The sequence below is a fragment of the Methylocella silvestris genome (assembly GCF_002891535.1).
GTDB lineage: Bacteria > Pseudomonadota > Alphaproteobacteria > Rhizobiales > Beijerinckiaceae > Methylocapsa > Methylocapsa silvestris_A.
Window position 1 is genome coordinate 61,854 of the sequence record NZ_PDZR01000007.1, and the last position, 25,495, is coordinate 87,348.

Annotated in this window: 22 protein-coding genes; 15 read left to right on the top strand and 7 right to left on the bottom strand. The window is 64.2% G+C overall.

The window, feature by feature from the left end; translation table 11 throughout:
- The first annotated feature begins 47 nt into the window (after positions 1 to 47).
- From CR492_RS08310 to CR492_RS08350, 9 genes are all read left to right on the top strand, one after another.
- Positions 48 to 446: an Mth938-like domain-containing protein gene (locus CR492_RS08310; protein WP_102843286.1), complete on the top strand. Its 399-nt coding sequence runs from the start codon at positions 48 to 50 to the stop codon at positions 444 to 446.
- Positions 446 to 1,309 (top strand): phytoene/squalene synthase family protein, encoded by an 864-nt coding sequence (locus CR492_RS08315; protein ID WP_102843287.1) that lies wholly within the window; start codon positions 446 to 448, stop codon positions 1,307 to 1,309. The genes CR492_RS08310 and CR492_RS08315 overlap by 1 nt, the downstream gene beginning before the upstream one ends.
- Positions 1,310 to 1,437: 128 nt before the next feature.
- Positions 1,438 to 1,698, top strand: a complete 261-nt coding sequence (locus CR492_RS08320) for a hypothetical protein (protein ID WP_102843288.1) — start codon at positions 1,438 to 1,440, stop codon at positions 1,696 to 1,698.
- A gap of 347 nt (positions 1,699 to 2,045) precedes the next feature.
- Positions 2,046 to 5,045 (top strand): isoleucine--tRNA ligase, encoded by a 3,000-nt coding sequence (ileS, locus tag CR492_RS08325; RefSeq protein ID WP_432431202.1) that lies wholly within the window; start codon positions 2,046 to 2,048, stop codon positions 5,043 to 5,045.
- Positions 5,042 to 5,557, top strand: a complete 516-nt coding sequence (gene lspA / locus CR492_RS08330) for a signal peptidase II (protein WP_102843290.1) — start codon at positions 5,042 to 5,044, stop codon at positions 5,555 to 5,557. The genes ileS and lspA overlap by 4 nt, the downstream gene beginning before the upstream one ends.
- A gap of 89 nt (positions 5,558 to 5,646) precedes the next feature.
- Positions 5,647 to 6,348: a hypothetical protein gene (locus CR492_RS08335; protein ID WP_102843291.1), complete on the top strand. Its 702-nt coding sequence runs from the start codon at positions 5,647 to 5,649 to the stop codon at positions 6,346 to 6,348.
- Between the two features lie 487 nt (positions 6,349 to 6,835).
- Positions 6,836 to 8,209, top strand: a complete 1,374-nt coding sequence (locus CR492_RS08340; protein WP_102843292.1) for a M16 family metallopeptidase — start codon at positions 6,836 to 6,838, stop codon at positions 8,207 to 8,209.
- Between the two features lie 55 nt (positions 8,210 to 8,264).
- Positions 8,265 to 9,572: a M16 family metallopeptidase gene (locus CR492_RS08345; RefSeq protein ID WP_102843293.1), complete on the top strand. Its 1,308-nt coding sequence runs from the start codon at positions 8,265 to 8,267 to the stop codon at positions 9,570 to 9,572.
- A gap of 123 nt (positions 9,573 to 9,695) precedes the next feature.
- Entirely contained in the window at positions 9,696 to 10,118 is a 423-nt protein-coding gene (locus CR492_RS08350) for a hypothetical protein (RefSeq protein WP_146030212.1), read from the top strand.
- A 19-nt stretch (positions 10,119 to 10,137) separates the two neighbouring features.
- On the opposite strand, the gene CR492_RS08355 is transcribed toward CR492_RS08350, so the two are convergent.
- The 3 genes from CR492_RS08355 to CR492_RS08365 form a co-directional block, all read right to left on the bottom strand.
- On the bottom strand, positions 10,138 to 10,719 hold the full coding sequence (locus CR492_RS08355; RefSeq protein ID WP_102843295.1) for a GNAT family N-acetyltransferase: 582 nt from the start codon (positions 10,717 to 10,719) through the stop codon (positions 10,138 to 10,140).
- A complete protein-coding gene (locus CR492_RS08360; protein WP_102843296.1) occupies positions 10,719 to 12,563 on the bottom strand; it encodes a pyrroloquinoline quinone-dependent dehydrogenase in 1,845 nt (614 codons plus the stop codon). Before CR492_RS08360 ends, CR492_RS08355 begins: the two co-directional genes overlap by 1 nt.
- A 158-nt stretch (positions 12,564 to 12,721) precedes the next feature.
- The gene (locus tag CR492_RS08365; protein WP_102843369.1) at positions 12,722 to 13,474 is read right to left on the bottom strand and encodes a hypothetical protein; all 753 of its coding nucleotides are present in this window, start codon (positions 13,472 to 13,474) and stop codon (positions 12,722 to 12,724) included.
- Between the two features lie 336 nt (positions 13,475 to 13,810).
- On the opposite strand from CR492_RS08365, the gene mutL reads away from it, so the two are divergent.
- Positions 13,811 to 15,631: a DNA mismatch repair endonuclease MutL gene (mutL, locus tag CR492_RS08370; protein ID WP_102843297.1), complete on the top strand. Its 1,821-nt coding sequence runs from the start codon at positions 13,811 to 13,813 to the stop codon at positions 15,629 to 15,631.
- Positions 15,632 to 15,641: 10 nt separating this feature from the next.
- On the opposite strand, the gene CR492_RS08375 is transcribed toward mutL, so the two are convergent.
- Positions 15,642 to 16,643, bottom strand: a complete 1,002-nt coding sequence (locus CR492_RS08375; protein ID WP_102843298.1) for a lysozyme inhibitor LprI family protein — start codon at positions 16,641 to 16,643, stop codon at positions 15,642 to 15,644.
- 373 nt (positions 16,644 to 17,016) lie between these two features.
- Here CR492_RS08375 and purD point away from each other — a divergent pair, with 373 nt between their 5' ends.
- Positions 17,017 to 18,315: a phosphoribosylamine--glycine ligase gene (gene purD, locus CR492_RS08380; protein WP_280951530.1), complete on the top strand. Its 1,299-nt coding sequence runs from the start codon at positions 17,017 to 17,019 to the stop codon at positions 18,313 to 18,315.
- Positions 18,316 to 18,356: 41 nt separating this feature from the next.
- On the top strand, positions 18,357 to 18,914 hold the full coding sequence (locus CR492_RS08385; RefSeq protein ID WP_102843299.1) for a fasciclin domain-containing protein: 558 nt from the start codon (positions 18,357 to 18,359) through the stop codon (positions 18,912 to 18,914).
- An 81-nt stretch (positions 18,915 to 18,995) separates the two neighbouring features.
- On the opposite strand, the gene rsmD is transcribed toward CR492_RS08385, so the two are convergent.
- Both rsmD and CR492_RS08395 read right to left on the bottom strand, forming a co-directional pair.
- Positions 18,996 to 19,571 carry a 16S rRNA (guanine(966)-N(2))-methyltransferase RsmD gene (gene rsmD / locus CR492_RS08390; protein ID WP_102843300.1) on the bottom strand — a complete coding sequence of 192 codons (576 nt, stop codon included), beginning with the start codon at positions 19,569 to 19,571 and terminating at the stop codon, positions 18,996 to 18,998.
- A 5-nt stretch (positions 19,572 to 19,576) separates the two neighbouring features.
- Positions 19,577 to 21,556, bottom strand: coding sequence for a pseudouridine synthase (locus CR492_RS08395; protein ID WP_245412016.1), 1,980 nt, complete (start codon positions 21,554 to 21,556; stop codon positions 19,577 to 19,579).
- Positions 21,557 to 21,751: 195 nt separating this feature from the next.
- Between CR492_RS08395 and CR492_RS08400 the strand changes: the two genes are divergently transcribed.
- Positions 21,752 to 22,213, top strand: coding sequence for a DUF4126 family protein (locus CR492_RS08400; RefSeq protein WP_102843302.1), 462 nt, complete (start codon positions 21,752 to 21,754; stop codon positions 22,211 to 22,213).
- The gene (locus CR492_RS08405) at positions 22,210 to 23,586 is read left to right on the top strand and encodes an FAD-containing oxidoreductase (protein ID WP_102843303.1); all 1,377 of its coding nucleotides are present in this window, start codon (positions 22,210 to 22,212) and stop codon (positions 23,584 to 23,586) included. The genes CR492_RS08400 and CR492_RS08405 overlap by 4 nt, the downstream gene beginning before the upstream one ends.
- Positions 23,587 to 23,611: 25 nt before the next feature.
- Here CR492_RS08405 and CR492_RS08410 read toward each other — a convergent pair whose 3' ends face one another.
- Positions 23,612 to 23,971, bottom strand: a complete 360-nt coding sequence (locus CR492_RS08410; protein ID WP_146030214.1) for a (2Fe-2S)-binding protein — start codon at positions 23,969 to 23,971, stop codon at positions 23,612 to 23,614.
- A 681-nt stretch (positions 23,972 to 24,652) separates the two neighbouring features.
- Here CR492_RS08410 and CR492_RS08415 point away from each other — a divergent pair.
- Complete coding sequence (locus CR492_RS08415) at positions 24,653 to 25,477, top strand: methyltransferase, TIGR04325 family (protein ID WP_102843305.1); 825 nt, start codon at positions 24,653 to 24,655, stop codon at positions 25,475 to 25,477.
- Positions 25,478 to 25,495 lie beyond the last annotated feature (18 nt).

The window sequence follows — 25,495 nt, forward strand, 5'->3', positions numbered from 1 at the left end:
GCCGTACAACCGCCGGGACACGCCAGCGCGCCGCCGAGGGGCCTGCGATGCCGAATGACACGCGCGACCCGAAATACCCCGGTTTTCTGCCCGGCCTGCACGCCATCGACGGTTACGGCTCCGGCGGCTTCCGCTTCGGCGGCATGTCGCATCGCGGATCAATCCTGGCGCTGCCGTCCGGCGTCTATGCCTGGAGCGTGCTCGATCCGTCCGACATCACCGCCGCTTCGTTCGGCCAGCTGTTCGCCGAGGAGCGCGGTCTGATCGAGCATGTGCTGATCGGCGTCGGCGTCGCCATGGGTCCGCTCGACCCGGAACTGAAACGCCGGCTCAGCGTGGCCGGCATCCGCGCCGAACCAATGCAGACGGGCGCCGCGGCGCGAACCTATAATATTCTGCTTGGCGAAAAGCGGCGGGTCGCCGCCGCGCTTCTGGCGGTTCCCTGATGAGCGAAGCTTTGACCGCCCTCGATGGCGATTACGCCCATTGCGAGACGATCGTCCGCCGCGACGACCCGGACCGATGGCTGGCGAGCCTGTTCCTCCCGGAAGGCAAGCGCCGTTATGCGCATGCGCTCTATGCCTTCAGCCTCGAAATCGCGCGGGCGCGCGAGGTCGTCTCCGAGCCGATGCTGGGCGAAATTCGCTTTCAATGGTGGCGCGAGGCGCTGGAGCAGCCAGATCGTGAGGATGTGCGGGCAAACCCTGTCGCCGCCGCCGTGACCGACGTTTTGGCTCGTTTTGACCTGCCGCGCGAAAACTTGCTGCAGTTGATCGATGCGCGGCAGTTCGATCTGTTCGACGATCCGATGCAGACCGTGGACGAGCTGGAAGCCTACGCCAAGGCGACCTCGTCCAATCTTTATTGCCTGACGCCGATGATCCTTGAGCCCGATACGCCCTCCGCCGGATTTGGCGCCTCCGGCCATGGCGGGACCGCTTACGCGCTGACCGGCCTGTTGCGCGCCTTTCCCTGGCATGCGGCGCGGGGTCAGTGCTATGTCCCGCTCGACATTCTGCGCCGCCACGGTCTTGAGCGGGCGGACATTGTTTCGGGGCGGTCGACGCCGGCGCTTTTATCCGCCCTTGAGGAGGTCCGCGCGCTCGCCCGTTCGCATCTTGAGATTTTCCTGAGTCGGATCGAGGGGCTGCCGGACCTGGCGCGCCCGGCCTTTCTGCCTATCAGCCTCTGCGAACCCTATCTGCGGCTGATGGAGGGAAAGTGCTACGATCCCTTCAAAACCAATATCGTGCTGCCGCAATGGCGCCGGCAATGGGCGCTTTGGCGCGCCGCCAAGCATTGGGGGTAGGAATCTGCATCGTCGCGGAGCTTTTTCGCGCAAAAACCGCGACGGTTTAGCCAGGATCATGGCGGCGCGGACGTGGCTCGGGCAGTGCGCAGCTTGAACGCATCTGTTCGTTAAAGGAGCCCTACGTCATGCGCATCCATAGCGAAGGCCAGCCGCATGCTGGCGAGGATTTCCATTTTTCCGTTTCGGGCGGCGCCGAAACGAAGACCCTGAAAGCCTATATTGAATATAAGACGGTGCTCGACATCAGCTTTTCCGGGGACCTCCAGCAAACGCTCGCTATCCCGCCGCAAACCGGCAAATTCACGCTAAAACTCCTTGCTCATGATGGGGCGGGCGAAAACGCCGAAATGCGCTACGTGATCGCCGGCGAGCCGGCGGCGTCCTGAAGAGCAGGAGCAGGAGGCGCCCGAGCCGCGTCTCGCAATTGCTTTCTTTTCGCTTTCATTGCTAGAACAGATCCATGATTGGAACCGTCCAAGAAAATTCCGCGCTGCGAATTACGCGCCCGGCCCGCGGCTGATTATTTCGCGCGGGGCCGGGACCCTTATCGCTGTTCCGGCGGCCAGTCCGCGCCGCGCTCGCAACGAGCGCCATCAAACCAGCAGACACAATCATGAATGAGATCGAGACGGCGCGCGGCGTTTTGCGCACGGCCGAAGGCAAGGACAGGGGCGAGGCCAAGTCCGGCCCGGATTATTCCAAAAGCCTCTATCTGCCTCAGACCGACTTTCCGATGCGGGCCGGCCTTCCGAAGAAAGAGCCGGAGCTGCTCGCCCGCTGGCGCGAGATCGGCCTTTACGGGCGCATGCGCGAGGCGGCGCGCGGGCGGCCGAAATTCGTCCTGCATGACGGGCCCCCCTACGCCAATGGCGACATCCATATCGGCCACGCGCTGAACAAGATCCTCAAGGATCTCATCGCACGCTCGCAGCAGATGCTTGGGGCCGACGCCAATTACGTGCCGGGCTGGGACTGCCACGGCCTCCCCATCGAATGGAAGATCGAGGAGCAATATCGCGCCAAGGGCCGCAGCAAGGACGAGGTGCCGGTCAATGAATTCCGCCGCGAATGCCGCGCCTTCGCCGAGCATTGGGTCGAGATCCAGCGCGAGCAGTTCAAACGGTTGGGGGTCAATGGCGATTGGGATCATCCCTATCTGACCATGACTTATCCCGCCGAGGCGACCATCGCCCGCGAGATCATGAAATTCGCCGGAAACGGGCTGCTCTATCGCGGCTCGAAGCCGGTGATGTGGAGCGTGGTTGAGAAGACCGCGCTGGCTGAAGCGGAGGTCGAGTATGACGACCACGTCAGCGACTGGGTGTTTGTGGCGTTTCCGGTCGCAGGCGTCGTCCGGCGTGGGCCTCTCCCAGCGAATCCGCTGGGTCGGGATCCGATTGGCGATGGTTCGTCGCTGAGCGATCCGATCGGGATATTTGGCGCAAAGGTCGTCATATGGACCACGACGCCCTGGACCATCCCTGCTAATCGGGCGATCAGTTTTTCGTCCAAGATCGCCTACGGCCTTTATCGTGTAACTGCGGCGCCGGATGGTAATTGGGCCAAGGCGGGCGATCGTTACATCCTCGCGGATGCGCTCGCAGAGGGGGTATTCAAATCCGCAAAAGTCGACGCCTTTGAACGGCTGGAAAGCATCGATGTAAGCCGATTGAAGGATTACATCGCCGAACATCCCTTGCGCGAACTGATACAGTTCGACATGGGCCATGGGAGCCACAACTACAAATTCGACGTCCCCCTGTTCGACGGCGATCATGTCACCGCCGATACCGGCACAGGCTTCGTCCATACCGCGCCCGGCCATGGCCGCGACGACTATGAAATCTGGATGGCCAACAAGCGCCCTCTGGAACAGCGCGGCATTGAAACCCGCATCCCCTTCACCGTCGACGCCGACGGCTTCTTGACGAAGGACGCTCCCGGCTTCACGGGCCGCCGCGTCATCGACGACAAGGGCGCCAAGGGCGACGCCAACGAGGCCGTCATCAAGGCGCTGATCGAGGCCGGCAATTTGCTCGCGCGCGGGCGGCTGAAGCACCAGTATCCGCATAGCTGGCGCTCCAAAAAACCGCTGATCTTCCGCAACACGCCGCAGTGGTTCATCGCGCTCGACAAGGATTTTCACGTCCCGCAAGGGCGAGCGGCGGGCGCCGAAACCACCCTGCGGGGCATCGCCCTTTCCGAAATCGCCCGCACAAAATGGGTGCCGGCAGCCGGCGAAAACCGCATCACCGGCATGATCGCCAACCGGCCGGACTGGGTCGTCTCGCGCCAGCGCGCCTGGGGCGTGCCGATCGCGATCTTTGTCGACAAGAACAGCGGCGACATCCTCAAGGACGCAGACGTGAACGCCCGCATTGAGGAGGCTTTTGCCTCCGAAGGCGCCGACGCCTGGTTCGCGGAAGGCGCCAAGGCGCGCTTCCTTGGCAACGCCCACGACCCCGAAGCTTTTGAAAAGATCGACGACGTCTTGGACGTCTGGTTCGATTCCGGCTCGACGTACGCCTTCACGCTCGATGATCCGCAAAACTTCCCGGGCCTCGCCAACATCCGGCGCAAGCGCGATGGCGGCGATGACGAGATCATGTATCTTGAAGGCTCCGACCAGCATCGCGGCTGGTTCCATTCCTCCCTGCTCGAATCCTGCGGCACGCGCGGGCGCGCGCCCTTCGATCTCGTCCTGACCCATGGCTTCGTCCTCGACGAGAAGGGTCAGAAAATGTCGAAGAGCCAGGGCAATGTCACCGCGCCGCAGACGATCATCAAGGACGCCGGCGCCGATATTTTGCGCCTCTGGGTCGCCGCCTCCGACTATTCCGACGATCTGCGCATCGGCCCGGAGATTCTGAAGACCTTCGTCGAGACCTATCGCAAGCTGCGCAACACCATCCGCTGGATGCTCGGCACGCTCGCCCATTACGAGCCGGAGCGCGCAATCGCCGTCGACGAGATGGACGAACTCGATCGGCTGATGCTGCACCGGCTGAAGGAGCTCGACGAGGAAGTCCGGGACGCCTATCGGCGCTTCGACCTGAAGCGCGTCGTGGCGCGGGTGTCGTCCTTCCTCAATACGGATCTGTCGGCATTTTATTTCGATATCCGCAAGGACGCGCTTTATTGCGAGCCGCCCTCCAGCCTGAAGCGGCTGGCGGCGCTGACCGCGATCGAGCAGATTTTCCGCGCCGTCACGCTGTGGCTGGCGCCGATCCTTGTCTTCACGAGCGAGGAGGCGTGGCTGTCGCGCTACCCGGACGCCTTATCCGTTCATCTCGAAACGTTGCCCGATCTTCCGGCGGCGTGGCGCGACGATGCGCTCGCCGCGAAATGGGAGAAAATCCGCCGCATCCGCGCCGTCGTCACCGCCGCGCTCGAAATCGAGCGGGCGCAAAAGCGCATCGGCTCGTCGCTGGAGGCGGCGCCACAGGTGTTCATCGCCGAACCCGAGCTTATGGCCGCGCTCGACGGCGTCGATTTCGCCGAAATCTGCATCACCTCGGATATGACCATTACGGCGGGCGAGGGGCCGGCCGACGCGTTCCGGCTCAATGAGGTTCTGGGCGTCGCTGTCGTCCCGGGCCGCGCGGAGGGACGCAAATGCGCCCGGTCCTGGCGCATCTCGCCGCTGGTCGGCTCCGATCCCGACTATCCGGACGTGACGCCGCGCGACGCGCAGGCGCTGCGCGAACTTGCGGCTTCGGGGCGCTGGCCGTGAGCCCACGCGTTCTTGGCGCGATCGTCGCCGCCTTGACCCTTGCCGCGGATCAGGCAAACAAGCTCTGGCTCATTTTCGTCTATGGCATCGAACAGCGCCAGCCGGTTGCGCTCGCGCCGTTCTTCGATGTCGTCTACGCCAAGAATCCGGGCATTTCCTATTCGCTGCTCAGCGCCCGGACCGATTTTCAGCGCTACGCTTTGCTGGGCCTGACCCTCGCCGCCACGATCTTCATGATCCTCTGGCTGTGGCGTTCGACCTCAAAGCTGATCGCCTGCGCGCTTGGCTTCATCATCGGCGGCGCGCTTGGCAACGCCTATGATCGCGCGGCCTATGGCTTCGTCGCCGATTTCTATCATTTCCACGTCGGCTCCTTCTCCTGGTATGTGTTCAACCTCGCCGATGCCGCGATCGTCGCCGGCGTCGTCTTGCTCATTTATGATTCCCTGTTCAGCGCCAACAGCGCGGGGACCGGCGGCAAAAGCCGGGACGAGGGCGCTTCGGCGCTATAGAATTTTAACAGTTTTCTGCCCCTAAATTGCCCTTATGGCGCGCGATGGTCAGCGCCGAGCGAGCAGTCTGTCGCTGAGGATTTAAGTTTATGGCATCGAACAGGATGAGCGCCGACCGTGTGCGGCTCCTTCGGCTTCTCGCCGTCAGTCTCGCCTTCTCCGGCCTCGCCGGCTTCGGTCCCGCGCGCGCGCAGGCGCCCCAGGAAGACACCAATCCGCTGAACTCGGTTCTCGGCTTCATCGGCATGCAGTTCGACAAGGATCGCGAATCGATCGATTACCGGGCGCGCGCGCCGATTGTCGTGCCGCCCCGGACCGAGCTGCCGAAGCCGAAGGTCGCCTCGCGCGATCCGTCCTGGCCGAGCGATCCCGATATCGGCGAGCGCCGTCATGCCGCCGCCGAAGCACAAAGACCCGCGCCGCAGCTGACGCCGCAGGCGCGCGTCGAACTCTCGCCGGCGGAGCTCGCTGGCGGCGTCGGTGGGCGCGGCACGGATGCGCCGCGCGGGGCAGAGGACGATTGCCAGCCGGGCGCCGGCACGCCGATCTGCCTTTATACACCCTGGAAAGCGCTGCAGAGCATGGTCGGCCTCGGCGGGGGCAGCTCGCCCGACAAGGTCGATCCCGGCGTCGAGCCGGATCGCCGTTATTTGACCGAACCGCCGAGTGGCTATCGCAAGGCGAGCGCCGCCGCGACGGCGACCATCGATGCGCCGAAAGATCAGCCCGACGCCGGCGACGCCCAGGCCTATAACCGCGCGCAAAGGCACAAGAGCTCCGTCGACGAATGAGCTTCTTTTAGGGCACGTCCCGTTCAGATGGAATCATCTGGACGATAAGGACATGCTCCAACTTATTGGTGCGGAATGATTTCTTATCGATCACATGTTTCCATGTGATCGGAAAGCGCTCTAGCGCTGCCGATCCTGCTCGGAAACGCAGGCGCCGCACAATTCTGACGAGGCGCTTTGCCGGAAAGCACGTCTTTGGGGACGGGCCGTGACGCCTTTCCCGGCGCCGACGCGTTGGAGCCGATCGCCGGCCTTGGCCGAGCTCAACCCGCCTTATGCCCTGCGCCGATCCGCGATCACGTCGGTTCGCCTTGAGGCTTCGTGCGCCTTATCTGCCCCTTGGCATTTGCTCTGCGCCGCCAAACCTCGCGGCGGCCTTGCTAAAGGACGGCGCCCTTTCTAAGTTTGCTTTGCCTCCGCCGCGCGCCTGTCTTCGATTTGGGGCCAATGCGGAGCGCTCGGCCGAATTTCAGAAAGCGGTGTCCCGATGTCCTTCGCCCCTCCCAGAGCACCCTCCCTCACGCCATCGGCGGAGGCGCCGGCGAAGCCCGGCGGACCCGCGATCGGCCAGGCGCGGCTCGCCAACGGCCTCGACATCGTCGTGATCCCCGATCATCGCGCGCCGGTGGTGACCCATATGGTCTGGTACCGCAACGGCTCGGCGGATGATCCTCTCGGCAAGTCGGGCATCGCCCATTTCCTCGAACATCTGATGTTCAAGGGCACCAGCACGCATCCCCAGGGCAAATTTTCCGAGCTCGTCGCCGATTCCGGCGGCCAGGAAAACGCGTTCACCTCGAATGATTACACCGCCTATTTCCAGCGCGTCGCCCGCGATCAGCTCTCGGTCTGCATGGAATATGAAGCCGACCGCATGAAGAATCTGGTGTTGACCGACGAGATCGTCGCGCCCGAGCGCGAAGTCGTTCTTGAAGAGCGCCGCATGCGCACGGATTCCGACCCCTCCGACCAACTGAGCGAGGCGGTGCAGGCCGCCCTTTTCACACAGCATCCCTATGGGCGGCCGATCATCGGCTGGAACCATGAGATCGAGAGCCTCGATCGCTCCGACGCGCTCGCCTATTACGACCGTTTCTATACGCCCGAGAACGCCATTCTCGTCGTCGCCGGCGATGTTTCGACCGAGGAGGTCGTGGAGTTCGCCGAGAAAATTTACGGGCCGATCCCGGCGCGGGGCGAGCCGCCGAAACGGCTGCGTCCGCGTGAGCCGGAGCAGCGCGCCCATCGCCTCGTCACGCTGGCCGACGAAAAGGTCGAACAGCCTTCGCATCATGGCGTCTATCTGGTGCCGTCCTATCACACGGCGGCGCCCGGCGTCGCCGAGGCGCTCGAGGTTTTGGGCCATCTTCTCGGCGCCGGCCACACCAGCCTTCTGTTCAAGAATCTCGTCATCGAGCAGAAGATCGCGGTCGGAGCGGGGGCGCATTATCTCGGCACGGCTGTCGACGATACGCGCTTTTATGTCTACGCCGTGCCGGCGGAAGGGGTTTCGCTCGAGCGGCTTGACGCCGCGATCGACGAGATCATCGCCCGCGTCGCGGCCGAGGGCGTCGATGAAGCCGATTTCAACCGCGCAAAAACGCGCCTCGTCGCCGATGCGGTCTATGCGCAGGACAATCAGGCCTCTCTCGCGCGCTGGTATGGCGCGTCGCTGGCGACGGGCCTTTCCATCGAAGACGTGACGCAATGGCCGCAGCGCATCGAGGCCGTGGCGCGCGAGGACGTGCGCAAGGCGGCGCGGCTGCTCGACAAGAAGCGCAGCGTGACGGGGTTCCTTCTCTCGGCGCCGGCGGGCGACGAAGCGTCGCGCGAGGGGCTCGAAGCGCCCCTGACCGCCTGAACCTTTCCTCTTTTTCGGCTGAGCCCAATCGGGCGCGGCCGCTGGAATTTTGTAAATGACACCGACCACAGCCCTCGAAACGCCTGCCCCGCTCAAGTCAGTCGAGCCCCGTTCCCGCGCCGCGCAGGTGCAAAAGCTTGTGTCCGCCGGCGGCATTGAAGCCTGGCTCGTCGAGGATTACGCCGTCCCCCTCGTCGCGGTGGAATTCGCCTTCAAGGGCGGCGCGTCGCAAGATCCAGCCGGCAAGCCGGGGGCGGCCAATCTTCTGTCCGGGCTGCTTGATGAGGGCGCTGGCCCCTATGACGCGGAAGGGTTTCATCGGGCGCTCGACGAAGACGCGATCGAATTGTCCTTTTCGACCGACCGCGATAATTTTCATGGAAGGCTGCAGACGCTCGCGCGCAATGTCGGCCCGGCCTTCTCCTTGCTGCGGCTGGCCGTTGCCGAGGCGCGGCTCGACGCCGAGCCGTTCGAGCGCGTCTCGGCGCAGATCGCCGCCGGCCTCAGGCGAGAGCTCAACGATCCAGACCATGTCGCGAGCAGAGCTTTCCGGGAAAAAGCCTATTTCGGCCACCCCTATGGCCAGCCCGTGCGCGGCGATCTTGACGTCCTGCCGACGCTGACGCGCGGCGACCTCGTCGAGATCCGCTCAGGCGTCTTCGCGCGCGAGTCGCTGAAAATCGCCGTCGTCGGCGCGATCGACGCCGAGACGCTGAAGCAGCATCTCGACGACGTGTTCGGCGCCTTGCCGCAGAGGGGCAGCCTGATCGCGACGCCGGAGGCGGCGTTCGGCGACGTCGGCCAGCGCTTTGTCGTCGATGTCGACGTGCCGCAATCGACGATCCGCTTCGGCCGGCCGGGGCTCGCGCGCCGCGATCCCGATTTCTTTGCAGGCATGGTGGTCAACCATGTGCTGGGCGGCGGCGTCTTCTCGGCGCGCCTGTTCCGCGAGGTGCGCGAAAAGCGCGGCCTCGCCTATTCGGTCTATTCGCAGCTTCTAAACTACGACCATGGCGCGATGCTCTATGGCGGCACCTCGACCAAGAATGAGCGCGCCGCCGAGTCGATGGCGGTGATCGAGGCCGAAATCCGCAATCTGTCCGAGGTCGGCCCGACCGAGGAGGAACTCGACAAGGCGAAAAAATATCTGATCGGCTCTTATGCCCTGCGCTTTGACACGTCGACCAAGATCGCCTCGCAGCTGCTTCATTTGCAGACGGAAGGTTTTGACGTCGATCAGCTGGATGAGCGCAACCGGCAGATCGCAGCTGTGACGATGGAGGACGCCAAGCGCGCCGCCAAGCGCCTGTTCGGCGACGCCAGCCTGCTGGTGGCCGTGGCGGGGCGCCCTGTGGGGATGTGAGGGCGGCCGGCCGCCCCGGCTTGATGGAATGTTAGCAATTCCATGGCGCACAAGAAAATTGCGTTAGGATCTCCTTTCCCGGCGCCGGCGTTCGAACCGGAGAGCCGGGCGGCGTTGCGGAAAATGATGGAAGACGCGCGGCGGCGCTGCCGCGACGATCTGTGGCGCGAGGCGCTCCGAAAACTTTGCGCGCTAGATGGAATAGACCTCGCCGATCCGCTGCATCGCAGTTTTTACGAAACGCTAGGCGCCTATGAACAGGCGCTGACCGAGAAAAATGGGCGCACGACGCGCGCCAGCCGGACCCGGCAAAAAATAAGAAACAAGGGAATCGTCGGCTGCCTCGCGGATTGGGCCCTGGCGCCTGCTCCGACGGAGGGGTTCGGGATGCTGATCCGAACCGGCCGGGCCGAGCTGACCGGCGAATATCTGCTGCTGAGATACCCGGATCGATTTTCTGACAAAGCCGTCGCCGCCGCCAGAGGCCGGCTCGAACGCGCCGGGATCAATGCGCCTTCCCCGGCGACGGTTCGCCCGGGCGTCTGAAAAGCTCAAGCCACGCCTTTTACATTTGCTTTGCGCCCTCGCCGGGGATCGAGGCGTCGCCCGCGCCGAGCGGGCGCTGCATCAGTACCGTATCGATCCATTGGCCAAGTTTTAGCCCGACCGAGCGCAATGTCCCGTTATGCGCGAAGCCGAGGTTCTTGTGCAGGGCGATCGATCCTGCATTGCCGCTGTCGCCGATGACGGCGATCATTTGCCGCCAGGGACCTGCTTCGCAGCGCTCCAGAAGCGCTGCGAGCAGCGCCGTCCCGACGCCGCGTCCGCCAAAGCCAACGGCGACATAGACCGAATCCTCGATGGTGTGCCGGTAGGCGGTTCGCGCCCGATATTCCGCAGCGTAGCTGTAGCCGACGATTGTCCCGTCGATCGCGGCGACAAGAAACGGCAGCCCGAGCGCCAGCACAGCGGCGCGGCGCGCGGCGAATTCGTCGACCGAGGGCGGCGTTTCCTCAAAGGTCGCGAGGCCATAGCGGACATGATGGGCGTAGATCGCCAGCGCCGCCGCCATATCGGCCGCTGCCGCGTCGCGGATGATGAGCCCGCAATCGGATGGCGGATCTGGCCGGACGTCGGACCGCTTCATCATTCGCCTTTAACAGGCAGCCCCTGCGGCAACGCGAAGACGAGCAGCGCGTCGCCCTGCGGATAGCCCCAGATCGCGCTGCCCCCCGCCGCGACGGCGATATATTGCCGGCCGCCTATCGCATAGGAAATCGGCGGCGCATTGACGCCAGCGCCACAATTGAAGCGCCAGAGCAGCGCGCCCGAGGCGGCGTCGAAGGCGTCGAAGAACCCGTTTCCTTCACCGGTGAAGACAAGGCCCCCCGCGGTCGCCAGCGCGCCGCCGACCAACGGCTGCGGCGTTTGATGGCTCCATAGAATCTTGCCGTTTTGCTTGAGATCGAGCGCGGCGAGCACGCCCCAGTTCGGAACATTGGCCGGATCGGCGGTGGTATAGGCGACGGGCGGCTTGCCGTCATGCGCCGGAAGGATGGCGGTCTTGAAAGTTGTCGGCAGATGCATCGCCGCGACATAGGCGATTCCTTTGGCTGCGTCGACGGCGGCCGGCGACCAATTGACCCCGCCGCCGACGCCGGGGGCGATCGTCACCCCTTCGGGCGTCGGCGCCGTGAACAGATTGTCCTGCGGCACGAAGGCGTCCGATTTATAAAGAAATTTGCCGTCGCGCCGGTCATTGACGAAATACCAGCCGAGCTTGCTCGCCTGACCGACGGCGGGAATGATCTTTCCGCCGATCTCGACGTCGAACAGCGAGGGCGGGCTCGCAACGTCATAGCCCCAAAGATCATGCGGAGCCTGCTGGAAATGCCAGCGCAGCTTGCCGGTTTCGACGTCCACCGCGACGAGCGAGACGGTGTAGAGATTATCGCCCGGCCTGCCGTCGCCGGTCGCCTGCGGCGAGGGATTGCCAATGCCAAAATAGAGAAGGCCGAGGGCTGGATCGAGCGCGGGCGTATGCCAGACCGTGCCGCCGCCGGTACGCCAGGCGTCGGGAAATTGCGCCATATCGGCTTTTTCGCGGGCGATATCGCGCGGCAGCGCGGCGCCATAGGCGGTCTTTTCGACGAAATCGCCCTCCCAGCCCGCTTGCGTTGAATCGAATTGCCAGATCCTCTGCCCTGTCGCCGCGTCGAAGGCGGCGAGAAAGCCGGAGCGTCCGTATTTTCCGGCGAGGCCGACGACGGTGCCGAGCGGCGCGCCGGGGCGCTCGCTTTCAAGGTGCAGCCCATAGCCGGCCCCGGTCACGCCGATGAACACCTTGCCGTCGTAATAAAGCGGCGCGGAATTGGCCCCGACGCCGCTCTGGCCCGAGGCGGCGCGCGATCCGGCACCGGCAATGTCGGCGAGCGCGGCCTTGTCCTCGGCGGTGCTGGCGTCCGGCGCGGCGAGCAAGACATTCCAGACGATCTCGCCCGATTTCGCGTCGAGCGTGATCAGGCGGGCGTCGACGGTGGCGACGAAAACCTTTCCTTCGCCCAGCGCGACGCCGCGATTGGCCGGTCCGCAGCAGAGTTTCTGCGCCGGCAGCTTATGCTCATAGCGCCAGATTTTTTCGCCGGTGCGGGCGTCGATCGCCGAGACGCTGGAAAAGGGTTCGGAGAGATAGATCACTCCGTCCGACACGAGAGGGGTCGCTTGAAACGTCGCCGCCTTGCCGGTCTGGTAGATCCATTTCGGCGCGAGATGCTGGACGTTCGCGGTATTGATCTCGGTCAGCGGCGAAAAGCGCAGATTGGAAAAGCTGCGCCCATTGGTCAGCCAGTCGTTTGGATCGGCCTCCGCCGCCAGAAGATCCGCGGATGTGACCTCGGCGGCGAGCGCGCCACAGGAATGTGCGGACCAGGAAACGGGCAGGCCGAAGCCGACCAGGACCCACGCGGCGGCGCGAAACAGGCGATGGCGCAATGGCTCCTCCCACTCAAGAGCCTTTAGTCTAAGGGCGCATCGCCCCCGCGCCAACTCCTTGATGGAGGCGCGAGCGCATGCCTGTCCGCGCTCGCGGTGGGGGCGGGCAGCCGAGAAGGATGGGACGGAGCTCCGGGATCGGCGCAGCGCCCGGAAAACTAGTTCCGGCGCGCGAGCGAGCGCAGAAATCCCTCATATTCCTCGTTCAGCTCCATGTCGACGGCAGGAGCCATCTTCAACAGCATATTGGCGGTAAACGCCTGATCGTTGCGGGTGTCCCCGAGGGCGTCGCGCAGGATCGGGACGTTATCCTCGATGTGCTGCAGGAAGGCGACGCCCTTTTCCAGCGTCTCGGTCCAGCGTTCGCGGGTCCATTTGGCCAGCGGATACATGATCTCATGAATGAAATTCGAATTGCGCGCCTTCTCGAAGAAGCGCAGGCCCGTGCTCCAGTTTTCTTTCGAGCGGAGCGGCGGCGGCGGCAGATCGGCGGCGAGCAGCTTCTTGCCGGCCTGGCCGGTAAAATCTTCCAGCGTCTCCGGATTGTCGATTTTCGAACGAAAATGCCACAAAGCGGACGCGCCGGGGAACTCCGGCCCCATGCTCTCGATGAGCGCAGCCTCGACCTTGTCCACCGCGGCCTGGTCGCCTTTCAGCGCCGCCGTCATGCAGAAAGCGAAGATCGCGTCATTGCCGACCTTCTGCACGCCTGGGCCTTGCAACTCGTCCGCCGATAGCGCCGGGGTTTTTCCGTCGGCGGGAATTTGTGCGAGACCCGCCCGCTGCGCCGTAATAAAGGCGGTAATTTCCAGCCAACCCATGAAATTTGCGATGAAAGCATCGGGATCCACATGCACAATCGCCAGATTGAGCGGCTCCTTGCGCTTTTTCAGTTCCGCCATGTCCGTCATGAATCGATCCTCGAATAGGTGCTCTAACCGTTTCAGGCGGGAGCCGACGCCGCTCCGCCGGGACGAAGGCGTTCCCGTATGGAGCTGCGGGCTATGCGCCCCCGCCGGCGCGAGGCCGGGTCCGGCCGCGCGCGCTGACCGGAGATAAAGCGAAAATGGAGCCAGACCGGCGCGGGGACCAAAATACGGCCGCCGCCGCGCCTTGTTGTGCGTAAAATCCAGCCGGCCGCGGACCAATCAAGACTTGTCCCAATCAAGGTTTGCCCGAACCAAGGCCTGGCATGCGATAATCCCTTTCCGATTCGCTCCGGCCCGAAGCGATCTCAGAGATTTACGATGGTCATCCGCCGTCTCGATCCTGTCTTGATCGACCGCATCGCCGCGGGCGAGGTGATTGAGCGTCCGGCGTCCGCGCTGAAAGAGCTGATCGAGAATGCGCTCGACGCGGGGGCGCGCCGCATCGACGTCGCCATCGAGGCGGGCGGGCGCAAGCTGATCCGGGTCATTGACGACGGCTGCGGCATGTCGCTCGAAGATCTCGATCTCGCCGTCGAACGCCACGCCACCTCGAAACTGGCGGACGGCGATCTGTCTTCGATCGAAACGCTCGGCTTTCGCGGCGAAGCGTTGCCCTCGATCGGTTCGGTCGCGGCGCTGGAGATTTTTTCGCGCGCGAGGGGTTCCTCCGCCGGCGCGCGCGTCAAAGTCGATTGCGGCGTGAAGGAGGGTCCGGCGCCCGCCGCGCAGCCGCAGGGCACGCGGGTCGAAATCCGCGATCTCTTCGCCGGAACGCCGGCGCGGCTCAAGTTTTTGCGCACCGACCGCGCCGAGGCGCGGGCCAGCGCGGAAATCGTCGAGCGGCTGGCGATGGCGCATCCGCAGGTGCGGTTTGGTTTTGCCTCAAGCGACGTGCGCGGCTTCGATCTTGCCGCCTGCGCCAATACGCCCGAGGGGCGGCTCATGCGCTTCTCCGCCGTTCTCGGGGCAGATTTCCGCGACAATGCGCTTTTTATCGACGCGGAGCGCGAAGGCGTGAGCCTGCAGGGTTTCGCCGGCCTGCCGACCTGGCATCGCGCCAGCGCCGCCGCGCAATATATCTTTGTCAATGGAAGGCCGGTGCGCGACAGGCTGCTGCTCGGGGCGGCGCGCGCGGCCTATATGGATTTTCTCCCTGCCGGCCGGCATGCCGCTCTCGTCCTGTTCCTCTCCTGCGATCCGCGTGAGGTCGACGTCAATGTGCATCCGGCCAAGGCCGAAGTGCGCTTTCGCGATCCGGGCCTCGCGCGCGGGCTGATCGTCGGCGCGCTGAAGCAGGCCCTTGCCGGCGCACAGCATCGCGCCAGCCCGGCTGGCGGCGCCAGCGCCCTCGACGTGCTGGCGCGGCGCGGCCACGGATTCCCGGACGCCCGCGGCGCGGCGAATTGGGATTGGCGTCGATCCCCGGCAAATCCTGGTTTTGATGCGGGCGCTTCGGCCGGCTTCGCCGAGCCCTCGCCGGCCGAAGCTTTCGCGGCGATTGAAAGCCTCGCCGCCGACGCCCGGGCAGGGGAGGCCGTCCCCGCGTTCGCGGATTTGGAAGCGCCGCTCGGCGCTGCGCGGGCGCAGATCCATGAGACCTATATCGTGTCGCAGACCCGCGACGGGATCGTCATCGTCGATCAGCACGCCGCGCATGAGCGGCTGGTCTATGAGCGGCTGAAGGCGGCGCGCGCCGGGAGCAAGGCCCCGCGGCAGGCGCTGCTCATTCCCGCGATCGTCGAACTGGCGCGGGCGGAGGTCGAGGCGATCCTCGACGCAGCGCCTTTGCTCGCCGAATTCGGCCTCGTCATCGAGCCCTTCGGTCCAGGCGCCGTCGCCGTCACCGAGACCCCTGCCTTGCTGCAGGACCCGGACCCGACGCGGCTCGCGCGCGATTTGGCCGCGGCGCTCGTCGAGGATGATGGCGCGGCGGCGCTGGAGCGGCGCTTCAATCTCGTGCTCGCGACCATGGCCTGCCATAACAGCGTGCGCGCCGGCCGGCGCATGCGGCCCGAAGAAATGAACGCCCTCCTGCGCGACATGGAGCGCACGCCGGGCTCGGGCCAGTGCAATCACGGCCGCCCGACCTATGTCGAACTCAAACTCGCCGACGTCGAGAAGCTGTTCGGGCGCAGGTGAGCGGCGGCCGCTAATGCGCCCCAGCCGTTGGCGGCAAATAGTCATATTTGAGAAATTTCCGGAAAAATCCGACCGGAAACGCGCAGGAATAAGATCCCTCGACATAGGCGCCAAGCGTATAGGCGTCGAAGCCGATCGTCGCTGACGTCGCCGTAAAACTCCATTCCTTCAACTCGGCGGTGCTGACGGCGATGGCTTTTTCCAATTCGGCGATCTCGTCGCCGGAAAGCGTCACATCCGGCAGTTTTTCGTGCTTTTGCGCCTTGATCTGGGCGAGGCAGGAGTCCTCGAACGGCTGTTTGGCCGCCTCGTCGAACATGTCGGCGAAGGCGAGTTCGCGGCCTGAAGCCAGATCGATGGCGAAATTCGACGTTTGCGTATTGCCATGCGCGCCGCCCGAATAATCATAAAGCTCGGTATGGCCGGAGACGAATTTTTCCGAGGCGAAAGGCGCGGTGACCTCCAGCCAGTAGGAATAGGTCTGGCCGTCGCGAATATCCTTGTCGCGAACGGGCGGAACCTCGTCGAGAAGAGACCCGACCTTTTGATTGAAGAGGATTTCTCCAGGCCGCTTCGGATCGACGAATTTCAACGCCTCGACATTGATGTCATATTCGCCGGGCTTGCCGACATGCTGGATGAACAGCGGCGCAAAGCCCGGCGGCGCCCCCGGCCCGCTTTGCGGCTCGCCGGCGAGAAAGGCGCGCCTGTCTGCCGTCTTTTCGACGAGACAGCTGTCGACGGCTTTGCCATCCTCGCTGACGCAAAGATTGGCGCGCTGCTCCAGCCAGCGGCGCTGCGAGATCAAAAGCGCCTGCCGATGCTCCGGCTTGAGGCTGTCCGCCAGGCCGTCATAGGCCTTGGTCATGGCCTCGTCCGCAGCGAGGACTGTGGGATTGGCGCAAATCGCCTTCTCGATCGGCGTAGCCGCCTTGGCGCAGTCGAAGGCCTCGGCCGGCGAGGCGAAAAGCCAGGCGGCGGCGAGAACGGAGAGTGTCAGGCTTTTGCGCACAGGCGTTTCCTTTGGATTGCGACGATTTGGAAAAGCCGGCGCGAAATCATAAAGCGTGATCGATTCCGAAGAATTGGCGCGTGATGTCGGTCTTTCGACATCATGCCGAGGCCGTGCGATTGGACGAAGGCCAGCCTGACGTTATCTCAAACTTCGCGCAAGAGTCTGCCGGCGCTTGCTTGCCCGAAACTTGAACTTGGCCCCGCCAGCATGGATAAAGGCGCCGCGCCGGCAGGTCTCGCCCGGCGCCCGGAGCGCTTTCCGACCGAATATCTTCGTTCGGACGATAAGAAATCGCTCCCGATTCAAGAGTCTGAGCCTATTCCAATCGGATTGCGTCTATCCGATCGGAATATGCTCTCGAGGATTTGGCGTGGCGAAAACTGTTCTTCTTCTCGGCTCAGGCGGACGCGAACATGCGATGGCGCTGGCGCTCTCGAAAAGTCCGCTGCTTGGCCGCCTGTTCGCCGCGCCCGGCAATCCGGGGATTGGCGCGCTCGCCGATCTCGCCGCGCTGGATATGACCGATTCTGGCGCGGTTCTCTCTTTCTGCAACGCGAAGGGCGTCGATCTCGTGATCGTCGGACCCGAGGCTCCGCTCGTCGCCGGGCTCGTCGATGCTTTGGAAGCCGGCGGCGTTATGGCGTTCGGACCGAGCGCGGCGGCGGCGCGGCTCGAGGGCTCGAAGGCGTTCACCAAGGAATTCTGCGCGCGCTTCTCCGTTCCGACCGCCGCCTTTGGCCGCTTCGAGGCGCCGGCGCCCGCCAAAGCCTATGCAAGAGAAAAAGGCGCGCCGATCGTCGTCAAGGCCGATGGCCTCGCCGCCGGCAAGGGCGTCATCGTGGCGATGAGCCTCAGCGAGGCCGAGGCGGCGATCGACATGATGTTCGAAGGCGCCTTTGGCGCGGCCGGACAAACCATCGTCATCGAGGCGTTTCTGTCCGGCGAGGAAGCGTCCTTCTTCGCGTTGTGCGACGGGACAAAGGCTGTCGCCTTCGCTTCGGCGCAGGACCACAAGCGCGTCGGCGAAGGCGATACCGGCCGCAACACGGGCGGCATGGGCGCCTATTCGCCGGCCCCGATCATCGATGCGGCGATGAGCGCGCGGGTCATGGCGGAGATCATTGATCCCACCATGAAGGGCATGGCCGAACTCGGCGCGCCGTTCAAGGGCGTGTTGTTCGCGGGGCTGATGATCGGCGCCGATGGACCAAAGCTCATAGAATATAATGTCCGCTTCGGCGATCCGGAGACGCAGGTCATTCTACCGCGGCTCGAGGATGATTTGCTGACGCTTATCATCGCATGCGTTGAGGGGGATTTGCCTGAAGCCGCGGTTCGCCTGTCGCCGCAGAGCGCGCTGACAGTCGTACTGGCCGCAAAGGGCTATCCCGAGGCGCCAGAGAAGGGAAGCGAGATCAGGGGGATCGATGACGCTGGAGCCTTGCCGGGCGTTACGATCACCCACGCGGGAACGAAGATTCTGGATGGGCGCCTCATTGCCGACGGCGGCCGCGTGCTGAACGTCACGGGAGTGGGCGAGGATATCCGCGAGGCGCAAAGCCGCGCCTACGCCGCCGTCGACGCGATCGACTGGCCGGGCGGATTCTGGCGCCGCGACATTGGCTGGCGCGCCTTGAAACTTTTAAGCGAAGGCTCCCGTAAAGCCTGACATGACGGCGAAAGCGCCGTTGGTTCAGAAAGGGATCCGCCATGAAATTCAACCGTTCGGCTCTGGCCGCTACATGCCTCGCCGCCGCCCTCGGCTTCTCCGCCACAGCTTCCGCCGAAATGACCAAGATGGTTGGCGGCGCGGCGATGTATCCAAGCAAGAACATCATTCAAAACGCCGTCAACTCGAAAGACAACACCACGCTCGTCGCCGCGGTCAAGGCGGCCGGCCTTGTCGATACGCTTGAGGGCGCCGGCCCCTTCACGGTTTTCGCGCCGACCAACAAGGCGTTCAACAAGCTTCCGACCGGCACGGTCGAAAATCTGCTGAAGCCCGAAAACAAGGGGGCGCTGACAGGCGTTCTGACCTATCATGTGCTGCCGGGCCACATCACCGGGAAGGATCTTGCGAGCGCGATCAAACAGGGCGGCGGCGAGGCGACGTTCAAATCGGTGCAGGGCGAACCGCTGGTCTTTTCGGAAAAGGGCAAGGCCTTCGAGATCACCGATTCCAAGGGCCGCACGGCGCGCATCATTATTGCGGACGTCATGCAATCGAATGGCGTGATCCATGTGATCGACGAGGTGTTGCTGCCCTGATTTCGAATCATTGGCGGCAGGTGGCGCCTTGTGGTGCGTTGTTCCATTCGACGAATTGTGACAACGCGCTACAGCCGCGGCTCAATCCCGCTGTTGTGTCGGGGCGCATTGCGCAAAGACGATCTGCGTATCGCCATATTGCCGCGCTTCAACCCTGTTGAGGCCCGGCGGCAATGCGACCTCTGCTTCCGCCGCTTCCTCGATGACAACCAGGGCATCCAGCGCGAGCCATCCGCCTGACAGCAGCGAGGCGAGGGCCGGCAGCGCGAGGGCCTTCCCATAGGGCGGATCGAGAAAGGCGAGATCGTAGCGCTCGCCGTCTGGCGCGGGTCCGAGCTTGCGCGCATCGCGGCGCAGAACACGGGTTGAATCGGCAAGCTGAAGCGCCCCGATATTGGCGCGCATGACGGACAGGGCCTCGGCGCCCTGATCGACGAGCAGGGCGAAGCCGGCGCCGCGCGAGAGCGCCTCGATCGCCAGCGCGCCGGTGCCGGAAAAGAGGTCGATGACGCGGCTTTCCTCGCGCGGGCGCCCGTAGGCGTGGCCCAAAATATCAAACAGGCTTTCGCGCAGCCGGTCCGCCGTCGGCCGGATCGCGCGAGACGGGCCGGGACCCTTCAGCGAACGCCCCTTGAGCCGGCCGCCGACGATTCGCATGGGCGCTACGGCCTCTTGTCCGGGCCGCGCGAGCCCGGTTTGCCGGGCCCCCTCTTGCCTGGGCCGCCCTTGCCGCCGGGACCGCTCCTGCCCGGAGCCCCTTTGCCGGGACCGCCTTTTCCGCGCGGAGGACCGGACGGTTTTGCGCCCGCGCGCGGGCTGCGCTCAGCCGATTTACCGCCGCGCGGGCCGCCCGCACGTTCGGCTCCCTTGCGAAAATCTCTCGCCGTTTCGCCGGGCGTCCCGCTCCGCGCCGTCTTGTTACGGGGGGCGGCCGATTTTTCGTCGCGCCGCTTTGCGGCCCGCGCCTCAAATCGCTTCGGTCCGCGCGCGGAGACGGGGCTTTCGCGCCCTTCGCCTGCGTTCTCCGTCGGCCCGCCGGACCGCCCGCCTGGGCGATGCGGCGCCCCTCCCGGATGCGAACGATCCTTTGCCGATCGCGGCGCGGGGGGACGCGCGCCTTGGTTGCGCTCGTCGCGGGGCGAGCGGTCGCGGTCGCGGGGGCGATCGTCGTCGCGCCGTCCCGCCCCAAAAGGTTTTGCGGGAGCGGCTTTGCCGCCATACGGCCGATCGGCGCGTGGCGCTCTTTTGCCGCCAGGCTCCGCCGCCGCGCCGGCGCTCTCACGCGGCTTGCGGGCCTCTTCGGCTCCGCCGGCGCGTTCGCGCGGACGCGGCGGCGCTTCCTCGCGCGTTTGATTGCGCGCTCCGCGGCGATCGCGCTCGACGCTTTCTCTGGCGGGACGCGGGCCCGGCGCCCTTGGCTGGGGCGCGGCCTCTTCGCGAAAGCCAATTTTTGCGGCCACGCGGCGCTCGACGGCCACGGCGCGGCCGCTCCGATCCGCCGTCTCGCTGCGTTCAATTCGCGTGCGTCCGGCGCCTGGTTCGGAGGCTTCCGCGCGGAGCGAGGAAATATGTTTGCGCGGGCCCGGCGCGGGCTTGTTCTTGCGCGGCTGAGCCGGCTCGAAGGGGGCCGCCTCGGGGCCGCGCCGACGCGCGAGCAGACCGGCGCGCGCCGGCCGCGCGCCGCCTTCGGCCTTGCGAATGGGGCCGCCATCCCTGCGCGGCCTTTCCTCGTCGCGAAAGGCTTTTTGATTGCGCAGGGATTTCTGGCGCGGCTGACGCGGCGCCGGCTCCTCGGGGGCCGGCGTCAGCGCGTCTCCGGCCGGCCCGACGAAATCCGCGCCGGCCGCGTCGGTGAGCGCGGCGCCGAGCTGATCGCGCAGCACGCGCGTGCGCACTTCCTCCACTTTTCCCTCTTCGAGGTCGGCGAGCTGGAACGGACCATAGGAGAGCCGGATCAGCCGGTTCACCTCAAGGCCGAGATGTTCGAGCACGCGCTTGATTTCGCGATTCTTGCCTTCGCGAAGGCTCATGGTGAGCCAGCAATTGGCGCCTTGGATGCGGTCGAGCGTCGCCTCGATCTGCGCGTAATCGACGCCCTCGACGGTCACGCCCTGGCGCAGCCGGTCGAGCGTCGGCTGATCGATGGTCCCCTTGGCGCGCACGCGGTATCGCCGCGCCCAGCCGGTCGCGGGCAGTTCGAGCACCCGCGCGAGGCCGCCGTCATTGGTGAGCAGCAGCAGCCCTTCGGTGTTGATGTCGAGCCGGCCAATGCTGACGAGGCGGGGCGCCTCGGGCGAATGCTCGCGGACATAATCGAAAACGGTCGGGCGGCCTTCCGGATCGTGTTCTGTGGTGACGAGGCCGCGCGGCTTGTGGAACAGGAACAGGCGGGTGCGGGCGCGTTCGGCAAGCGGCGCTCCGTCGATCAGAATAATGTCGTCCGGGCCGACATTGATCGCCGGGGAAGTCAGGATCGCGCCGTTCAGCGCAACCCGGCCCTCGCTGATCAAGGTCTCCGCGTCGCGGCGCGAACAGGCGCCCGCGCGGGCGATGACTTTGGCGATCCGCTCCGGCGCGGCGTCCGCGGCTCCCGCGTCGGCGTGCGCCTTCGCGGGCCGCGGTTTGTCGACGAGAGGAGCCAATCTTGTCCGGGGCCGGCGGGCGCCCTGAGGCGGGCGGTCGTTATTTGAAGCATCGCGCATGCGCCCCAATAGCAGACTCCGTCTTCAAAGGGGAGCAATAGGAGCATAAAAGCTTTGGCGCGAAGAACTTGAGCTTGCGCCCGCCAAAGAGATATCGTCACGGGGACGGCGGCCAAAAACACGCGGGCAACGATCATGAGTCTTTATCTCCTCGCATTCCTGATCGGCGTTGTCGCCGGGCTGCGCTCGTTTTTGCCGCTGGCGGCGACAAGCCTTGCGGCGCATGCCGGGCTGCTTTCCCTGCAGGGCGGCCCCCTGGCTTTTCTTGGGAATGCCGTGATCGCCTATATTCTGGCAGGTCTTGCCCTTGCCGAACTCGTCGCCGACAAGCTGCCGCAGATCCCGAGCCGGAAGACGCCGGGGCCGTTCGTCTTCCGGATCGTCTCGGGGGCCGTTTGCGGAGCGGCGATCGGCGCTGAGGGCGGCGCGCTCATCGGCGGCCTCATCGCCGGCGCGCTCGGCGCGGCTGCCGGCACTTTAGGCGGCGCTGAGGCGAGAGCCCGGCTCGCGCGCGCCTTCGGCAGGGATTTGCCGGCGGCGCTGCTCGAGGACGCCGTCGCGATCCTGATCGCCGTGCTCGTCGTGAAATCGGCATGAGCGCGCGCTTCGACGCCATTATCATCGGCGCGGGGCAGGCCGGGCCGCCGCTCGCGGAGCGGCTGACGAAAGCTGGAATGAAGGTCGCCGTAATAGAGCGGAGCCGTTTTGGCGGCACCTGCGTCAACACCGGCTGCATGCCGACCAAAGCCCTCGTCGCCAGCGCCTATGCCGCGCATCTTGCCGGGTGCGGCGCCGATTTCGGCTTTGCCGCCGGCGAGGTCCGCGTCGACATGAAGGCTGTCGCCGCCCGTGCCGGCGCGATCTCCGCAAGGGCGAGCGCCGGCGTCGAATCCTGGCTGCGGCGCATGGACAATTGCGTCGTCTACAAGGGCTCAGCGCGCTTTGAATCGCCGGGCAAAGTCCGGGTTGGCGCGGATTTGCTGGAAGCCGATCGGATCTTCATCAATGTCGGCGCAAGGGCGGCGACGCCGCAGATGCCGGGGATCGAGCAGATTTCCTATCTGACCAATTCATCCATGGTGCGGCTCGATGTTCTGCCGACCCATCTGGCGATCATCGGCGGCAGCTACATCGGCCTCGAATTCGCGCAGATCTATCGCCGCTTCGGGGCGAAGGTGACGGTCGTTGAAATGGCGCCGCGCCTCGTCTCGCGCGAGGATTCCGACGTCTCCGCCGCCATCAAATCGATGCTCGAAAGCGAGGGCGTCGATATTCGCGTGGACGCCGAGTGCATCCGCTTCGCGCGGCGGGGCGAGGATATTCTGGTCGGCGTCAACTGCCTTGCAGGAGAGCCGGAAATCGCCTGCTCCCATGTGCTTCTGGCGATCGGACGGCGGCCGAACACGGACGATCTCGGGCTCGACCAGGCAGGGATTGCGACGGACGCGCGCGGCCATATTGTCGTCGACGATCAATTGCGCGCCAGCGTCCCCGGCGTCTTCGCGCTTGGCGAATGCAACGGCCGCGGCGCCTTCACCCATACCGCCTATAATGATTTCGAGATTGTCGCGGCGAACCTGCTCGACAATGATCCGCGCCGCGTCAGCGACCGGATCGAGGCCTATGCGCTTTATGTCGATCCGCCCTTCGCAAAGGTCGGCATGAGCATGGCCGCGGCCAAAGCCTCGGGGCGGCGGGTGCTGGTCGGCGAGCGGCCGATGACGCGGGTCGGACGCGCCGTCGAGAAAGGCGAAACAACAGGCTTTATGCGCATATTGGTTGACGCCGACAGCCGCGAAATTCTTGGCGCCGCAATTTTTGGAACCGGCGGCGACGAGGCAATCCACTGCGTTCTGGATCTGATGTACGCAAAGGCGCCCTATACGACGCTGCAGCGCGCCGTGAATATTCACCCGACGGTGTCTGAATTATTGCCGACTTTACTTGGCGAGTTGAAGCCGCTGGCCTGAGCGGCTCGCTTTTGCGCGATAAAACCTATTCGGCGGCGAGCATCGCCATCTGGTCGTGGGGGAGTGAAGGCGCGACAATGTCGGCGTCGAGGGAGAAATCGTTGTCCGCCCGGCAGGGCCCCGGGCAATTGGGATCGCACGCGGCGTGATCATGCGCGTGCTCACGCGCCACGCTGGAGGCTGAACCGTGGGCGCTTAAGCGGCGCGCATCGAGCGTGTCATTGATGATCTTGCGAACGGTCCTGAAGCAGCGTCCGCAATTGGGGCTGCAGCCGAGGCATTTGTAGATCGCGGTCGGCGTCCGGGGCGATACGGCGCCGACCATCGAGTCGACTGCAGATTTGATCGTCGTGTCGCTCAAAACGTTACAGGAACACACAATCATCGGACCACACCAAGGCTGACGCCAGCTAGGCTCAATTGACGGCTAGGCAAATTACGAGCCAGCCCGGTTTCATGCTCGCCAAACGACGCCAGCGACGCGTGACCAATACCGCAAAAGCCGCTTATTTGCAACGCGTAAGCAAAGATTAGACTCGGTCTATAAAGTGATCGTCGCTGGCTCTTAGTTTAAAATCGTTCAAAATACTAAGGTTCCGAAGCTACGCTAAATCTTGTGTCGGATGTGTGCGATTCCTTACACGGCTGCGTTGCTTATCGGTCGGTCAGGAACATGCTCCCGGCCGCGTGAACGTCAGTCCGTTGCGCTCGGCTTTCGCCGGGATCTGCGGGAACAGCTTCGCTTCGCCGCTGGCGCGCCAGCGGGCGTCAGTTTCCGGGCCGGCAGCGATTTGGAGGCGGCGATCAGCGGCCGCAATTTGCCGGGGTCGCTCACGTTGGCGACGTGTTGTGAATGTTGCCGGTAGGATTGAAAATTTCTAGCTCGCCCCGAGCGTGCATCAGACTTTTTTTCCCGTAATGGGGTTTACTGTTTTCGCTCTTGACAATATCCTATTGCTTGAAAGCTAAGAGGCTTTTTTTCTTATATTTGTTAATGACAAGCGTCTTGGCGTCGCGCCCTTGCTGCTGAAATGAGCACCGAGGCTGACTTTGGGATAATGTAGTCATGAATACTTATTCTATTCTTAGAGATATTGCCCATAAAGTTGATGTAGTAGCAGATGTTCCGATCATTGGAACGTTATATAATAGAGTTTATGACCGTGTATTTGCTGCAGTATCCGGAAATCTACGCCTCTTTCGTGGCGTATATCCTGATTTTGCCAGTGCCGCCGACTCGGCCCCTCACACAAAACCTCTCGGTTATGACAATGAGGCGTCGGCGCTGCTTCTTGCTGACGACAGACATCATGTCTGGGCGAGCGACTACCCCGTCATGTTCTGGCTTAATAAATTGATCGGCGATCACAGCATAATCTTCGATTGCGGCGGGAACGTCGGCATCAGCTTTTTCGCATACCAATCCTATCTCTCCTATCCGCCGGACGCGCGCTGGGTCGTTTACGAAGTGCCGGCGGTGGCAGCGGCCGGGCGAGCCATCGCCGCCTCGTCGGGAGCCAAGCAGCTAAGCTTCGTCACGGACTATAAAGATGTCCCCAACGCCGACATATTTTTGGCCGCCGGTGTTCTGCAATATCTCGAGGACCCATTCCGACCGTTTCGCGAGGCGACGCGGCTCCCGCCACATATCATTATCAATAAAACTCCTATATTCGATCGCCCATCGGCGGTAACCCTGCAGGGGACAGGAGCCGCCTTTTGTCCTTATCATTTGTTCAATAGAACAGAATTTCTTCAACAATTTCATGATCTCGGTTATGTTGTTGTAAATGAGTGGGAAAATCCGAACGTAGGATGCCGGATAAGAGGATATTCTTACTATAATATACCTTCATTTTCGGGGTTCTATTTGAAGCGCTCGTCGAATTGAGGAAAATCATCTCAAGTC